At 48.1% G+C, this 16,324-nt stretch carries 14 protein-coding genes and 1 pseudogene; 12 read left to right on the top strand and 3 right to left on the bottom strand.

All coding sequences use genetic code 11. The features are described from left to right. The first annotated feature begins 112 nt into the window (after positions 1-112). The 5 genes from KTH89_RS22945 (at position 113) to KTH89_RS22925 (ending at position 3,822) form a co-directional block, all read left to right on the top strand. Positions 113-1,621 carry a phosphate--AMP phosphotransferase gene (locus tag KTH89_RS22945; protein ID WP_158344155.1) on the top strand — a complete coding sequence of 503 codons (1,509 nt, stop codon included), beginning with the start codon at positions 113-115 and terminating at the stop codon, positions 1,619-1,621. Positions 1,622-1,648: 27 nt separating this feature from the next. Next, positions 1,649-1,975, top strand: coding sequence for a hypothetical protein (locus tag KTH89_RS22940; RefSeq protein WP_158344156.1), 327 nt, complete (start codon positions 1,649-1,651; stop codon positions 1,973-1,975). A gap of 21 nt (positions 1,976-1,996) precedes the next feature. Beyond that, positions 1,997-3,109, top strand: a complete 1,113-nt coding sequence (locus KTH89_RS22935) for a DUF2953 domain-containing protein (RefSeq protein WP_158344157.1) — start codon at positions 1,997-1,999, stop codon at positions 3,107-3,109. 4 nt (positions 3,110-3,113) lie between these two features. Next, complete coding sequence (locus KTH89_RS22930) at positions 3,114-3,518, top strand: GerW family sporulation protein (RefSeq protein ID WP_158344158.1); 405 nt, start codon at positions 3,114-3,116, stop codon at positions 3,516-3,518. Between the two features lie 166 nt (positions 3,519-3,684). Continuing rightward, positions 3,685-3,822, top strand: coding sequence for a hypothetical protein (locus KTH89_RS22925; protein WP_238723255.1), 138 nt, complete (start codon positions 3,685-3,687; stop codon positions 3,820-3,822). Between the two features lie 120 nt (positions 3,823-3,942). Here KTH89_RS22925 and rpmB read toward each other — a convergent pair whose 3' ends face one another. Continuing rightward, complete coding sequence (rpmB, locus tag KTH89_RS22920) at positions 3,943-4,128, bottom strand: 50S ribosomal protein L28 (RefSeq protein ID WP_158344159.1); 186 nt, start codon at positions 4,126-4,128, stop codon at positions 3,943-3,945. A gap of 213 nt (positions 4,129-4,341) precedes the next feature. On the opposite strand from rpmB, the gene KTH89_RS22915 reads away from it, so the two are divergent. From KTH89_RS22915 to recG, 3 genes and pseudogenes are all read left to right on the top strand, one after another. Then, positions 4,342-4,698 (top strand): Asp23/Gls24 family envelope stress response protein, encoded by a 357-nt coding sequence (locus KTH89_RS22915; protein WP_158344160.1) that lies wholly within the window; start codon positions 4,342-4,344, stop codon positions 4,696-4,698. 18 nt (positions 4,699-4,716) lie between these two features. Next, a complete protein-coding gene (locus KTH89_RS22910) occupies positions 4,717-6,384 on the top strand; it encodes a DAK2 domain-containing protein (protein WP_158344161.1) in 1,668 nt (555 codons plus the stop codon). 113 nt (positions 6,385-6,497) lie between these two features. Next, positions 6,498-8,567 (top strand): annotated as a pseudogene (recG, locus tag KTH89_RS22905) (ATP-dependent DNA helicase RecG); the annotation flags it as partial. A gap of 105 nt (positions 8,568-8,672) precedes the next feature. Here the strand turns inward: recG and KTH89_RS22900 are convergent. Continuing rightward, entirely contained in the window at positions 8,673-8,879 is a 207-nt protein-coding gene (locus KTH89_RS22900) for an alpha/beta-type small acid-soluble spore protein (RefSeq protein ID WP_158344163.1), read from the bottom strand. A gap of 234 nt (positions 8,880-9,113) precedes the next feature. Between KTH89_RS22900 and KTH89_RS22895 the strand changes: the two genes are divergently transcribed. The 4 genes from KTH89_RS22895 to KTH89_RS22880 all read left to right on the top strand — a co-directional run bounded on the left by KTH89_RS22895 (position 9,114) and on the right by KTH89_RS22880 (position 14,151). Beyond that, on the top strand, positions 9,114-10,775 hold the full coding sequence (locus KTH89_RS22895; RefSeq protein ID WP_158344164.1) for a Na/Pi cotransporter family protein: 1,662 nt from the start codon (positions 9,114-9,116) through the stop codon (positions 10,773-10,775). 487 nt (positions 10,776-11,262) lie between these two features. Beyond that, on the top strand, positions 11,263-12,036 hold the full coding sequence (locus KTH89_RS22890) for a cell wall hydrolase (RefSeq protein ID WP_158344165.1): 774 nt from the start codon (positions 11,263-11,265) through the stop codon (positions 12,034-12,036). 263 nt (positions 12,037-12,299) lie between these two features. Next, positions 12,300-13,790 (top strand): threonine synthase, encoded by a 1,491-nt coding sequence (gene thrC, locus KTH89_RS22885; RefSeq protein WP_238723253.1) that lies wholly within the window; start codon positions 12,300-12,302, stop codon positions 13,788-13,790. A 16-nt stretch (positions 13,791-13,806) separates the two neighbouring features. Further along, on the top strand, positions 13,807-14,151 hold the full coding sequence (locus tag KTH89_RS22880; protein ID WP_158344167.1) for a hypothetical protein: 345 nt from the start codon (positions 13,807-13,809) through the stop codon (positions 14,149-14,151). 214 nt (positions 14,152-14,365) lie between these two features. On the opposite strand, the gene KTH89_RS22875 is transcribed toward KTH89_RS22880, so the two are convergent. Beyond that, positions 14,366-15,733 (bottom strand): citrate/2-methylcitrate synthase, encoded by a 1,368-nt coding sequence (locus KTH89_RS22875; RefSeq protein ID WP_158344168.1) that lies wholly within the window; start codon positions 15,731-15,733, stop codon positions 14,366-14,368. Between the last annotated feature and the right edge of the window lie 591 nt (positions 15,734-16,324).

Genomic DNA, 16,324 nt, shown 5'->3' with positions numbered 1-16,324 from the left:
CGGAAAAAGTGCTCCTGTGAATTATTTATGAAGTCCTATGATTATTTGGATTATTTTGGTAAAATAATAGATATAGTGGTCATAATCATAGATAAGAAAAGGAGAAGGGCCTATGTTGGAGAAGATTGATTTGACGAAGAAGATGGGAAAAAAAGAGTACAAGGAAGTCATGGAGGGGTTAACTGCGGAACTCTCCGAACTTCAGCGGGAGTGCAGAAACGAAAAAATCCCGGTTATGATTGTGTTCGAGGGCCTGGGCGCGGCCGGCAAAGGGACGTTGATCAATCAGCTGATACAGAGCCTGGATCCCAGGGGATTTCATGTGCATGCGATCAACGGGGAATCGGAGGAAGAAAAACTCAGGCCGTTTCTCTGGAGATTCTGGACCAAGACCCCGGAGAAAGGCAGAATCGCCATTTTCGACAGAAGCTGGTACCGGAAGGTGCTCATTGACCGGTTTGAGGGGATTACTCCGGAGGAGGAACTGGAGAAGGCTTATCAGGAAATCAATAATTTTGAAGAGACGCTCAGCGAGGGCGGCACTGCGATTCTGAAATTCTTCCTGTATATAACGAAAGAAGAGCAAAAGAAAAGGTTTGAACGCCTGAGGGATTCCAAGGAAACTGCCTGGCGGGTATCCGAGGGGGATTTAAAGCGGAACAAACATTATAAAAAATATCTGCAGATGAATGAAGAAATGCTGCAGAAGACCGATACCGACTATGCGCCGTGGAATATCATCGAAGCCATGGACCGGGAATTTGCCACTGTTAAAATTATAACTGTTGTGGTAGAATGTCTAAAAGAAGCGCTGGAGAATAAAAAAAGAGCGGCCCAGAAGGCGGACAAGGACGCCAAACTGGACGAGAATGCACAGGTCAATGGAAAATCGGCGGCTATTCTGAAATCCTCCATGTTAAGCCAGGTAGATCTGTCCCTTTCCTACAGCAAAGAAGAGTACAAGGAAAAACTGGACGCGCTGCAGAAAAAGATCAGTCTGCTGCACAGCGCTCTTTATAAAAAAAGAATTCCGGTGGTTCTGGCATTTGAGGGCTGGGATGCCGGCGGAAAAGGCGGGGCCATCAAGCGCCTGACCAGCCATATGGATCCCCGCGGTTATATGGTGAATCCGACGGCCGCGCCCAATGATATCGAGAACGCCCATCATTATCTGTGGAGGTTCTGGCAGACCGTGCCCAAGGCCGGTCATATCGCTATCTACGACAGGACCTGGTACGGCAGGGTGATGGTTGAGAGAATCGAAGGCTTCTGTACGACGGAAGAATGGCAGAGAGCATATAAAGAAATCAATCAGTTCGAAGAGAACCTGTATAACGCGGGAGCCATTGTACTGAAATTCTGGATGCATATCGATAAAGAAGAGCAGGAACGCAGATTCAAGGAACGGCAGGGGAATCCCGCCAAGCAATGGAAGATTACGGACGAGGACTGGAGAAACCGGGAAAAATGGGATCTCTATGAAAAAGCGGTGGACGAGATGCTGATCCGGACCTCCACCACCTACGCGCCCTGGATTATCGTGGAAGGCAATGACAAATACTATGCCAGGGTAAAGGTGTTACAAGAAGTAGTGGATGCTTTGGAAAAGCGTTTAAAATAGCGGCGGCAGATACGGAAAGGATAATGTATGATTTGGTACAGAGATCTCTACGTGGGAGAACTGGCGGAAAAAAAGAAAAACAGAATCATCTGGAAAATTAAACACGGCGCCGGAATGACGGATATCTATCTGATCACGCTGGCGTCCAACGGGGTGGATCTGCTGGACATCTTCCACAGCTCCCTGATGCTGCAGCCGGCTTTTCGAAAACAGAGGCCCTTTATCGTAGGGATCGCCAGAGGATATGATGAGGCGGTGGAGACAGCCGCCCGCATATTACTCCAGGTGTACCAGGAAACCGGGGATTTTAAAGTCCGGGATTATATACAACAGAGACAAAAAATAAAGAGATGACAAAGTGGCAGGTGTGAGGTTATGCTACATATTATTTTGGTAATACTTAAAATTATAGGTATTCTGCTGGCTTGCATTGTTGCGCTTCTCCTGCTGCTTGCGCTTTCGGTGCTGCTGGTCCCCGTGCGGTACCGGGGCAGGGTGGAAAAAAACGGGGATATCTCGGCAATGGGCCATATCCACTGGCTTTTGCATATAGTCAGCGGTAAAATTTTCTATGAAGAGGGTGAAGTGTCCATAAAGGTTCGGATCTTTGGCATCCCGATCCGCCTGGAGGCAAAAGAGGACAGGCCGCCGAAAAAGAAAAAGGTCCGGAGGAAACAGAGACAAAAGAAAGAGAAGGAAAAAACGGGTCCCGCCGAAAATGCGGACCATTCAGAGGAAGACGAAATACAGCAGGAGCCGCTAAACGCCGCATTGCCGGACAAGCATGAGGCGGAGAGTAAAAGCCCGGATACGGAGAGTAAAAGCCCGGGTGCGGAGGACAAAAGTCCGGGTGAGGAGAGTAAAAGCCCGGGTGCGGAGGACAAAAGTCCGGGTGAGGAGAGTAAAGGCCCGGATGCGGAGAGCGAAAGCCCGGATGTGGAGGAAGAAAATAAGCAGCAGCCGGAGCCATCCGGGAATGTGAAACGGAGCAGAAAAAGGAAGGAAAACCGGTTCAAGCGCCTTATCCGGGCAATCAAGAATTTTATTCCAAACCTAAAAGCCCGGTTCCGAAAGATCAAATATACAATCCTGGAAATCTGTGGTAGAATTAGGAACGTAAAAGAAAATATCGGTTACTACAGAAAAGTGTTAAAAGAAGCAGAGACAAAAGCAGCGCTAACCGCCGGAAAAGGTGAAATCTGGAAGATCTTAAAGCACATCCGGCCGCAGAAAATGAAAGGCTATGTGCATTTTGGCCTGGGAGACCCGGCGAACACAGGCATCGCGCTGGGCGCGGCCAGTATTTTTTACAGCCTGTACCGGGATAATATAAAGATCCTTCCGGACTTTGAACAGGCGGTTCTGGAAGGTGAGCTTTACCTGAAGGGAAGAGTGCGGATGATCGTTCTGCTGCTGTCTTTATTCAGGCTTTACCGGGATAAAAATATCCGTATGACCATAACCCGATTCAGATCAAAGGAGGTATAGAAAAATGGCAGACAATAGTTTCAACAGCACAATGGAGTCACTTTTTAAAGGAATGGACAGTTTCATCACAACAAAAACGGTGGTTGGAGACGCGATTCATGTCGGCGATACGATCATACTCCCCCTGGTGGACGTAACCTTCGGCGTAGCCGCCGGAGCATTCGCTGAGGACAAGAAGAATAACGGCGGAGGCGGAATGGGCGGAAAGATCGCTCCCAGTGCGGTTCTCGTCATTTCCAACGGAACTACCAAATTGGTTAACGTAAAAAATCAGGACAGCCTGACCAAGATTCTGGATATGGTTCCCGATTTCGTCAACAAGTTCACTTCCGGCAAGGATTCCTCCGATGAAGCTGATTCGGACCCCTTGGACGACGAGGACATATCCGCTTACACGGAGATGGATTAAAAAAATGAAATAGTTATTCATACAAAAACACCGCTGTCCGGGATATACTCTCCAAGAGATATATCCTGAAACAGCGGTGTTTTCTTATGTTTATCAGGAGAGCGAGTGGTGAAATGTCCGGCTCCTGCATATAATAAAGCAAACGCAGGAGAGAAGTTGGTGGGACATGAGAAGAATGATCGGTTTCATATTATTCTGGATGGGAATCGGTATGCTTGTCATGCTCCTGTTGGCCAGCCGGCTTTTGGGGCTGCTACTGGTCGCCCTGTTTCTGATCTTGGGCTATAATCTCTTCTGCAGCTAATCAGAACATATGGAATAAAAAAGAGTTACGCTTGCGAAACTCTTTTTTATTCCATAGGCGCACTTTCCTCGTATGAATTAAAAAAGGACCGCTGTCTCACAGCGGTCCTTCATAACATTCTTAAGCTCTTTCTACACGTCCGGATTTCAGGCAAGAAGTACACACATACATTTTTCTTGCTGCTCCGTTTACGTTTACCTTCACGCGTTTCACGTTGGATTTCCACATTTTGTTCGTTTTTCTATTGGAATGACTCACATTGTGCCCGAAGTGAGCGCCTTTTTCACAGATATCGCATTTTGCCATAATTGCACCTCCTAACACCGAAAAATAAGTCAAACTTCGACTTGCAACATTAATAAGTTTAACAGATAGAGTCGTGTTTGGCAAGCGAAAAATAAAAAAAGTATGAAAAATAAGTAGATTGGGATTTCTTTTTTCATAGAAACAGGGTATAATATGAACGATAAGCTAGAGAAGTATGTCTGGCTGCCAGAAAATAAGTGTGGAGGTAATACTATGAAAGGATATATGAATACGCAATTGGGCGAAGTAATCATTGATACGGATGTCATAGCCAAATATGCGGGCGCCAATGCCATAGAATGCTTTGGCATTGTCGGTATGGCTGCTGTGAATATGAAAGACGGCCTGGTTCGTCTGTTGAAAAGAGAAAGTCTGACCCATGGCATAAATGTAGTAATCAACGAAAATAAAATCACCCTGGACTTCCATGTCATTGTCTCTTACGGGGTCAGTATTTCCGCGGTGGCGGATAATCTGATCAGCACGGTGAAATACAAGGTAGAGGAATTCACCGGCCTGGAAATCGAAAAAATCAATATCTTCGTAGAAGGCGTACGAGTGATAGATTAATTTAAGGAGGAACTTGTTGTGGTTACAAATACGATAGATGCGAAGATACTGGCCCGGATGTTTCTGGCCGGAGCAAAGAATCTGGAAGCGAAAAAAGAGTGGATTAATGAGCTGAACGTATTTCCGGTACCGGACGGAGACACGGGTACGAATATGACGCTGACGATCATGTCGGCGGCCAGAGAGGTGTCGGGTCTGGATACCTGTAATATGAATGCCGTGGCGAAAGCGATCTCTTCCGGATCTCTGCGCGGGGCCCGGGGTAATTCCGGGGTAATCCTGTCCCAGCTGTTCCGTGGCTTTACCAAGGGGATCAGGGACTATGAAACGCTGGATATGATGATTCTGGCCAATGCCATGCAAAAAGCCGTGGAAACGGCATATAAAGCGGTCATGAAGCCCAAGGAAGGCACGATCCTTACGGTGGCTAAGGGGGCTGCGGATAAAGCGACGGAACTGGTGGGCACCACGGACGATCTGAGCGTCTTTTTCGAAGAAATTATCAAGCACGCCGATTATGTGTTATCCAGGACGCCGGATATGCTGCCTGTGCTGAAAGAGGCCGGCGTGGTGGATTCCGGCGGCCAGGGACTGGTCGAGGTGTTAAAAGGCGCGTTTGACGGCTTCCTGGGCAAGGAGATTGATTATACTATAGACGCGACGTCCGGTTCCAAAGGCTTAACCAGGATTACGCCCCAGGCGGAGGCGGACATCAAATTTGGTTACTGTACCGAATTTATCGTTATGCTGGAAAAACATTATGACCACGAGACGGAGAGGGAATTCAAGTCCTACCTGGAATCGATCGGAGATTCCATAGTTGTCGTGTCGGATGATGGTATCGTGAAGGTTCACGTACATACCAATGATCCGGGTCTGGCGATCCAGAGGGCGTTGACGTACGGTTCTCTCACAAGTATGAAGATCGACAATATGCGGGAAGAGCACCAGGAAAAACTCATCAAAGATGCGGAAAAGGTGGCGGCCCAGCAAAAAGAAGAAGTAGAAGAGCAGGAGATGCCGAAGAAGGAGATCGGATTCATATCCGTTTCGATCGGAGACGGCATCGGGGAAATATTCAGGGAACTGGGAGTGGACTATCTGATCGAGGGCGGTCAGACGATGAACCCCAGCACTGAGGATATGCTGCTGGCTATCGATAAAGTAAACGCGGAGCATATCTTCATTCTTCCCAACAACAAGAACATCATTTTGGCGGCAAATCAGGCCAAGGCCTTGTGTAAGGACAAAGACATCATCGTCATTCCGACCAAGACCATTCCCCAGGGAATTACCGCGGTCATCAACATGGTGCCGGAGAAATCTCCCGAGGACAATGAAGCCCAGATGCTGGAAGAGATCAAAAAAGTAAAAACCGGTCAGGTAACCTACGCTGTCCGCGATACCCATATCGATGAGAAAGAGATAAGCGAAGGCGACATTATGGGAATCGGCGATCACGAGATCCTGTCTGTAGGGAAAGAGATTCAGGACGTTACCATGGATATGATCTCAAAACTGACGGATGAAGATTCGGAACTGATCAGCGTATACTACGGAGAGGATATCAGCGAGGAGACCGCGGAGGCTTTGGCGGCCCGGCTGGAAGAAACGTATCCGGACTACGATATTGAAGTGAATTTTGGCGGCCAGCCGATCTATTACTATGTAATATCCGTAGAATAAACAAAAACGGGATCGACCGTAAAACAATAAATGTACAGGGGCGCATAAGATGGGAGTAGAAAGCATCTGTCCGCCCCTGTTTTTATGTACCGGAGAATCAAAAAGAAAAATCCACCTGGAGAATGCAAATGGAAAGAGAAAGCAGTGTAGAAGAATTAAAGGGCGTGGGTCCAAAAACGGCCCAGCTTTTCCGGAAAATAGATGTAATATCCGTGGGAGATCTGCTGGAATACTATCCAAGAGCCTATGACATCTATGAGGAGCCTGTCCCGGTCGCGAAACTGGTTCCTGAAAAGGTACAGGCAGTGTCCGTGGCCATAAACGGCAGGGTACAGCAGAAAAAGGTCAAAAACCTTCAGATATTAACCGTGCGCACCGCCGATGCAAGCGGTGTCCTGCAGGTGACCTGGTTCAACATGCCTTTTTTGAGCAGACAGCTTCTGCAGGGCGCCAGATACATCCTGCGGGGACGAGTGGTCAGCAAAGACGGACATCTGACCATGGATCAGCCGGAGCTGTTCACCGTAGCCGCCTATATGGAGATCGCGGGTACGATGCGGCCCCAGTATGCCCTGACTGCGGGACTTGGTAATTCGGCCATCGTGCGCGCGGTCACTCAGGCATTGAAGTCCGGGATCGTCTATACGGAATTCCTTCCGGCAGAAATCCGGAATAAATGCAATCTGACGGAATACAATTATTCGATTCAGAACATTCATTTTCCAATGAACCAGGATAGTCTGCTTGAGGCCAGACACCGTCTGGTTTTTGAAGAATTCTTTTTATTTGTATTAGCCCTTCGCCGGATGCGGGAGGAAGCGGTGGAATCCGTCAACGCTTTCGCCATAAAGCCGGTTCCCCAGACCGATCAGCTCATATCCGGCCTGCCATACGCACTAACCGGCGCCCAGCAAAAGGTCTGGCAGGAGATCCAAAGCGATATGACAGGGCATAAGGTAATGAGCCGCCTGATACAAGGAGACGTAGGCTCCGGCAAAACGATTATCGCTGTCCTGGCCCTGATATTGGCGGCGGGCAACGGTTACCAGGGAGCGCTGATGGTACCCACGGAGGTATTGGCACGCCAGCACTATGAATCCATTCACAGTCTTATCGCAAGCAGCCGGTTTCCGTACCGTCCGGTTCTTCTGACCGGTTCCATGACGGCAAAAGAAAAGAGGGAAGCCTACGGACTGATAGAAAGCGGGGAAGCCGACATCATCATCGGAACCCATGCACTTATCCAGGAAAAAGTCAATTACAAGGACTTGGCCCTGGTCGTCACGGACGAGCAGCACCGTTTTGGCGTCCGGCAAAGGGAGACGCTCTCCAACAAGGGGAGGGAGCCTCATGTTCTGGTCATGAGCGCCACCCCGATTCCCCGGACCCTGGCTTTAATCATCTACGGAGATCTGGATGTCTCCGTGATCAACGAACTCCCGGCCACACGCCGTCCCATCAAAAACTGTGTCGTAGGCACCGGCTACCGTCCAAAAGCTTATGAGTTTATAGCCCGCGAAATAAAAGCCGGCAGGCAGGCCTACATTATCTGTCCGATGGTGGAAGAGAGCGAATCCATCGAAGCGGAAAATGTCATCGACTACACCAGGCGTCTGCGCGATGTTCTCCCGGATATCAAGATCGAATATCTCCACGGAAAGATGAAACCTGCCGAGAAAAACAGCATCATGGAACGTTTCGCCTCCGGAGAGATCCAGGTTCTGGTCTCCACTACCGTAGTGGAAGTAGGGGTGAATGTTCCAAATGCAACAGTCATGATGGTAGAAAACGCCGAACGCTTCGGCCTGGCCCAGCTGCACCAGCTGAGGGGCCGGGTTGGCAGAGGGGAACACCAGTCCTATTGTATCTTCGTAAGCGGGAATGAGCAGGCCCAGACGATGAAACGCTTAAACATACTGAACCAGTCCAACGACGGCTTTCACATCGCAAGCGAAGACCTGAAGCTTAGAGGGCCTGGCGATCTCTTCGGCATCCGTCAAAGCGGCCTGCTGGAATTCCGCATCGGGGATATCTTCACCGACGTGAATGTGCTTAAGCAGGCAAGCGAGGCCGCGGCAGCCCTCATGGAGGAAGACGAAACCCTGTCTGCACCGGAACATGCGGCCCTTCAAAGGCGTCTGAACCAATACATAAACCGGGGAACCGGAAAAATTTCCATTTGATTTTTTATTTTTTAAACCAAAAGAAGAGGGCCTGCCGCAGCGTGACGCATACAACAAACCCTCTCAATCAGATTTTCATTTCAGAGATTGACTTCAGACGCCGGTTTATTTCCCTGCCATCTGTCTTTCCTGTGCCTCGATCATTTTCTTTACCATATAACCGCCGACACTACCGTTCTGTTTGGAAGTCAGGTTACCATTATAACCATCAGTCAAAGGAACACCAAGTTCGCTTGCTACTTCGTATTTGAATCTGTCTAAAGCTCCTTTAGCTTCCGGTACTACTGCACGATTAGAAGAACGATTTGACATAATAAATTCCTCCTTGAATTACAGATCTACCATATAGTTTTGTTGGGGATCTGTTTTTTTTTGTTTTGTTTGTTACGAGAATAGTATATGGAGAAATTTCGTCATTACACTAGAATTTTTTGCATCCTTTGACAAAAATTTGTAATTTTGAAAAGTTAGCCTTGCGCATAACATCTATCTTTAGTAGAATTAAAATGCATGTGCATATTATGAAAATAGGAGGGATCAGGGAATATGTCGTTTGAAGACATAGAGATGCTGTTTCGGTTTGTCGGCGGTCTGGGTATGTTCCTGTATGGTATGAATGTAATGGCCGACGGTCTCCAGAAGTCAGCCGGAAACAGAATGAAACAGTTGATGGGTTTCCTGACTAACAACCGTATTTTGGCAGTCATAGTGGGTGCTTTGGTTACGGCCATCATTCAGAGCAGTTCTGCCACCACGGTTATGGTGGTTGGTTTTGTAAACGCCAGTATCTTGAATCTGACACAGGCGGTTGGCGTTATCATGGGTGCGAATATCGGTACCACGGTTACGGCCTGGATTGTATCCATGAGTGAGTGGGGGGCATTCTTCAAGCCTGAATTCATAGCTCCGTTGATTATCGGTATCGGGGCTTTTATGATGATATTCACAAAGGGAGAGAAAAAAAGGGAGATCGGTGAGATCGCTGTCGGTTTTGGAGTATTGTTCATTGGTCTGAGTTTTATGTCCGGTGCGATCACACCATACCGGAACGCGCCGATTTTCGCAACCATATTTAAAACATTGGGAAGCAATCCGGTATTCGGAATTCTGGCCGGCGCTCTGGTGACGGCGATCATTCAGAGTTCTTCCGCGTCTGTCGGTATCCTCCAGACACTGGCGTTAAACGGCGTGGTCACCTGGAATTCTGCGGTTTACATTACGCTTGGACAGAACATCGGTACCTGCGTTACGGCGCTGCTCTCCAGTGCCGGCGCGAATAAGACGGCAAAACGGGCGGCTGTTATCCATCTGCTCTTCAATGTGATGGGGGCCGTGCTGTTCGGTATTATTATGTTCATCCTGTTTTCGCTTCGGCCGAGCTTTGCCACGGGAACGATTAACAGTGTGCAGATATCCGTGTTCCATACCGTGTTCAATGTGACGAACACCGTCCTGCTGTTCCCGTTTGCAAATTATCTGGTCAAGCTCTCCGGCTTAATCGTCAAGGAGGAGACGGAACCTCTTGCGGTTGCAGAGGGGGAAGACGAGGCAGTGCTCCGCCATCTGGATCCCCGTATCTTCGAAACGCCGTCTTTTGCAGTTGAGAACGTGCTGGCGGAGGTGATCCATATGGGTGAGGTGGTATACGAAAACGTAAACCTGGCCTTTGACTCCGCCTTGAATAACGATACGGAGAAGGCGCAGCAGGTGTTTAAGACAGAGACGACCATCAACAATATGGAAAAAATCATAACGGAATATCTGGTGAAAATCAGCAATCTGTCTTTGACCGAGGACCAGCATCAAGTGGTCAACGATCTGTTCTATACGATCAGCGATATGGAACGGGTGGGAGATCACGCGGAAAATATTGCGGAATTAGCCGGATTTAAAAAGGACAATGATATCCTGTTCTCCGATACGGCGCAGACAGAGATGAAGGATCTGATGAAAATCGTGCTGGACAGTTTGGCGAGCGCGCTTAAGGCACGAAGCGAGGAGAGCATGGAGTACGTCCGCAAAGTTGTGCAATACGAAGAGGATGTGGATGATCTGGAAGAGGAACTGCGCAGCAAGCACATCGAACGTCTTTCCACCGGAGAATGCCAGGCTAAATCAGGCGTGGTGTTCCTGGATATTATCAGCAATCTGGAACGGATCTCAGACCATGCGAATAATATCGCCGGGTATCTGGTGGACGAGCTTTAAAGGAAAGCGGTAGATAAGCTGAAAAATAAAAATTTAAAAAATAAGATACGGTAAAGATCGAATCCCTTTTTCAGACAATGAGTCGGAAAAAGGGATTTTATTGTTATCGATTACTATTTATATAGGAAGAAACACCTAATGGAAAGGAGGACGATTTTTATATTTCCAGTGGATTTTTTAGAAAAAATGAATAATATATTAAAAATGTGTGAAAAATAATTTACAAGTTCTTAATATAGCGCTGGGAATATTACGGTTATGTTTGATAAAATTTAAAAAAAATAAATGTGATTCTTTATAAGGAATTACATGAAATAGATAAGCCCAAATTACTTTCTGGACTTAATTACCAAATTTTGGAAATGATTATTGACTTTAAAACGTGTATTTTTTATAATTCAAATCATGTCGTGGCGCAAATCTGGTTTTTGAGGGAGATAAGGAGGAAAGCTTCAGAATGAGAAATTGAATAGAAGGGGGCGTAAAAATGCGGACTTTACACTCGTTTCTTCACAGAGTCTGGGGATTCTTAAGAGGAATTCCTAAAAAATGCTACCGCACCTGTGCGATTATAACCGCAGGTACCATCATTTTGTCCATGGTTGCATTTCACTCTGGCAGCTTCGCCGCAGCCGGTAAAAACAAAGCGATAACGACAGGAATTGCCGAGGCGGATACCTCTTTGGAGGATGGGCTGGAAGAAGAAAGTGTTACGGAAGCAAAAGCGCAGGTTTTAATAGAAACACCACAAGATGAGGAAACAGGGAGTAATACGGCGGCTCCACAGGCCGCGCAGGTAGTACCCAGATCAGCAGCAGACGTAGTTACGCAGACTGCCGAAGAGGCAGCTAAGAGCCGGAAGGTCATCCCACTTAACGGCGACGATTACGAGAACTTACTTAAAATCGTAGAGGCGGAAGCAACAGGTTCTGATATCAAAGGAAAGATCCTGGTCGCAGATGTCATCATCAACCGGGTGAATCATCCCAGGTTCCCGGATACGGTAACCGAAGTCGTGTTCCAGAAGAATGGAAGAACGGCTCAATTCTCACCCACGATTGATGGAAGGCTCAACAAAGTGACGGTCACAGACAGTACCATTGAGGCTGTTGACAGAGCTTTGGAGGGGGAGGATTATTCGCAGGGGGCATTGTTCTTTTCCGCGAGATCCTTTGCAGATCCCACCAATATGAGCTGGTTTGACAATAATCTGCAGTGGCTGCAGGCATACGGTGGACATGAATTTTATACATTTTATTAAAGGGGCGGCGCTTTCGGGCGCGCTTCTTTTTCTTATTCCATATGAAAGTGCGCATATGGAATAAAAGCCCTCCGGGGGATCGCACTGCGGCGGAAAGGAAGATGCCGCTTACGCGGCCCGCCGCAGGCGGAGAGTTTCGCAAGCGAAACTCTTTCTTTACGCAGACAGTCTGTTTTACTTGTGCGCAGTGGTGGAGTATGTTATAATGTCGCCAGACATTATCAAAAATCGATGGATTCGATTCAGAGAAAAGGATGGGAAGTATGGAGTTGCTATACAAAAGTACGAGAACTTCGGATATCACGGTGACAGCATCAGAGGCTGTCTTAAAGGGACTTGCCGACGATGGCGGCTTATTTGTCCCGGTAGAGATTCCAAAGCTTTTAACCGGCTTAGACGCGCTGGCGCGCATGAGCTATCAGGAGACGGCTTATGAAGTCATGAAGTTATTTCTGACGGACTATACGGAGGAAGAGTTAAAGCACTGTATCAACAGCGCATATGACAGTAAATTCGATACCGAGGAAATCGCCCCCCTTGCGAAGGCGGACGGCGCTTATTATCTGGAACTGTTTCACGGTTCTACGATCGCTTTTAAGGATATGGCCCTATCGATACTGCCTCATTTGATGACAACGGCTGCAAAAAAGAATCAGGTGGATCACGAGATCGTGATACTGACAGCCACATCAGGAGATACCGGAAAAGCGGCGCTGGCAGGTTTCGCGGATGTACCGGGTACAAAGATTATTGTCTTTTATCCGAAGGACGGCGTCAGCCCGATTCAGGAAAAGCAGATGGTGACCCAGAAGGGTGACAATACATACGTAGTTGGCATTCATGGCAATTTCGATGACGCCCAGAACGGCGTGAAGGCCATGTTTAACGATAAAGCCCTTGCGGCTTTGATGGATCAGGCGGGATACCAGTTCTCCTCCGCGAATTCCATTAATATCGGCCGTCTGGTGCCCCAGATCGTATACTATGTCTATGCGTACGCGAAGCTGTTCGCAAATGGACAGATCACGGAAAATGAAAAAATAAATGTCGTGGTTCCCACCGGAAATTTCGGAAACATATTGGCTGCTTATTATGCAAAACAGATGGGGCTGCCTATTGATAAACTGATCTGCGCATCCAATGAAAACAAAGTGCTGTTTGATTTCTTTATGACCGGAGACTATGACAGAAACAGGGAGTTCGTCCTCACCTCCTCCCCGTCCATGGATATTCTGATCTCCAGTAATCTGGAGCGGCTGATTTATAAAATCGCCGGCGCGGACGCGGATAAGAACCGGGCGTTGATGCAGGAGCTTTCAACAACCGGAAAATACGGGATTACGGAAGAGATGCGCTCAGAGCTTAAGGATTTTTACGGCAATTTTGCCACAGAGGAAGAAACTGCCGGGGTTATCCGCCAGATCTATGAGGATACAGGATATGTGATCGACCCTCACACTGCGGTAGCGGCTAAAGTATACAAAAAATACAAGGCGGACACTCACGATGAGACAAAAGCGGTGATCGCCTCGACAGCCAGTCCGTATAAATTTACCAGAAGCGTGATGGATGCCATTGATCCGAAATATGACGCTATGACGGATTTTGAGCTGGTAGACGAATTAGAGAAAATTTCCGGAGTTCCCGTGCCGCAGGCGATCGAAGATATCCGAAGCGCGCCGGTACTGCACAGGGATGTCTGCGACGCAGACCAGATGCAGAACACCGTAAAGAACTTTCTGGGGATAAAATAAGAAGGGATGTAAAAATATGGACAGTATGTTTGTATTATTGGATGTGATTGTATTTGGCTGCGGTATTTACTGCCTGTATGCGTGGTATCTGATGAAGGCCAAAGGGGAAGTGAAGACCGGATTTTTGGTATCCAAGGATGTGGATATGAAGAAATGTAAGGATCTTCCGGGATATCTGTCCTACATGGGGCCCAGGACACTGATCTTTGCCCTGTTTACGACGGTTTACGGGGGAATCTGCCTGATCAATGATTTTGTTCTCCAGATAGGGAGTACTCTCTTTTTTGGGATGATTGTATTTTTTGTGGCCCTGGTGTGGTTTGCCCTTTGCACCAGAAAAGCGATGAAAACTTTTTGGTAATGCGGCAATTACATTCTTGCGGAGCGGTATAGCCTAAGGCTATTCCGCTCTGTTTTTTACATTTCTTTATGATATTTAAAAATAGCGGTTATCCTTTTTTCATGAGTATCCCTTGCCTCCGGAAAATAGCGTTGCCCCGCAGCCGGGGCGCAGACAGAAAAACAGAGAGCGGATCACCTTTCAGAGTGATGCTCTCTGTATCTATCATACCTGTTTACTCTCTTTCCGTCAAAGGACAGTAGGGTTTATGTACTGCAATACTCTTATAGGCAGGACGGATAATCTTACCGCCGTTGGTGAGTTCCTCGATCCGATGTGCGCTCCAGCCTACGATGCGGGCGATAGCAAAGATCGGCGTGAACAGTTCCGTGGGAAGATCCAGCATGCTGTAGACAAAGCCGCTGTAGAAGTCCACATTGGCGCTTACGCCCTTATAGATTTTGCGCTCTTCGGAAATGATCTGAGGCGCCAGGCGTTCTACCAGTGAATAGAGAGCGAATTCATCCATCCGGTTTTTCTCCCGGGAGAGATTTTCCACGAAAGCCTTAAAAATATTGGCCCGGGGATCGGAGAGGGAATAGACCGCATGCCCCATACCATAGATCAGGCCGGCCTTGTCAAAAGCCTCTTTGTGCAGAAGCGCCCGCAGATAGCGGCTGACTTCCTCTTCATCGGTCCAGTCCTTAATCGTAGCTTTCATATCCTCGAACATCTTAACGACTTTGATATTGGCCCCGCCGTGCTTAGGCCCCTTCAGGGAACCGAGGGACGCCGCCACGGAAGAGTAGGTATCCGTTCCGGAGGAAGAGACTACATGGGTGGTAAACGTAGAGTTATTTCCACCGCCGTGTTCCATGTGCAGCACCAAAGCCAGATCCAGCAATTTGGCCTCAAGCGCCGTATATTTGCTGTCAGGCCGCAGGATATGCAGGATATTTTCCGCAGTGGACAATTCCGGCTGCGGGGAATGGATAAACAGGCTTTTTCCGTCGTGATAATGGCTGTACGCCTGATAGCCGTATACGGACAGCAGCGGGAAGAGGCTGATCATCTGCAGGCTCTGCCGCAATACGTTGGGGATGGTAGTATCCTCCGCCTGGCTGTCATAAGCATACAGCGTTAATACGCTTCGGGCAAGGGTATTCATCATATCCGCGCTGGGAGCTTTCATAATAATATCTCTGACAAAGCTGGTGGGCAGTGTCCGATAATTAGCCAGTAATTCTGTAAAGTTCGTTAATTCTTGTTGATTGGGGAGATTACCGAATAATAAGAGATAAGTTACTTCTTCAAAACCGAAGCGGTTTTCTTTGATAAAGCCCTTGACAATTTCTTCGATATCAATACCACGATAGAAAAGTTTACCTTCACAGGGGATCATATCACTGTCGATGATGGTGTAGGATCGGATTTCGGAAATGTCGGTCAGACCGGCCAGAACACCTTTTCCGCTGATATCACGTAATCCACGTTTCACCTCATATTTCGTATACAGTTCAGGATTAATGAGGCTGGTATCCACGCACATTTTCGCGAGGTCCAGGATTTCGGGGGTAATTTTAGAAATGTTGTTGTCGTTCATTCATTGACCTCCTTCTACATTATTCAATTTTCACATTTTCCTTCTCTATGATATCACATAAAAGGGAGCAGAGCCAACAAATTTCTTAAAAAAATTCTGATTTTAATATAAAGGGGTGGGACTGCTGACCGAAGTGGTTGTGGGGAGGATGGTCTGGCTGCGGGCCTGCCGGTCCGGGCGGGGGGATTGAGGACTTGCGGATAGGGACGGCCGCGGCTCTGCCGGGGATGGGGGGAGGATGATCTGTCCTCGGCAGGCGGAGGGCTTGCCGCTGGCTGCTGCTAAGTGAAATCCGAAGGATGGATTCAGGAACCGAGCCTATTCGCCAAGGGCTGCCGCACTCACTTAGCACTCTTCCCTGAGGCATCGTATGGCCGCTGCTTATGGCTTGGAACCGTAGGCGGTATCCGGGGACGCTCCGGGCGGCCGGGTTCTTTTGTATCTCCCTGGGGACGCGGAGGGCTTGCGCTGGAATACGCTAAGTGAAATCGTAAAGCCGGATTCAGGAACCGAGCCTATTCACCAGGAACACATGAGGTGTTCCCGGTTCAGAGGCTCTTGCCCGTCGGACGTGAAGTCCGCCGTGCATCC

Origin of the sequence: Diplocloster agilis (assembly GCF_019042275.1) — a bacterium.
In the GTDB taxonomy this organism is placed as follows: Bacteria; Bacillota; Clostridia; order Lachnospirales; family Lachnospiraceae; genus Diplocloster; species Diplocloster agilis.
The sequence above is the reverse complement of the archived record's forward strand: the minus strand, read 5'-3'. Positions and strand labels throughout refer to the sequence as shown.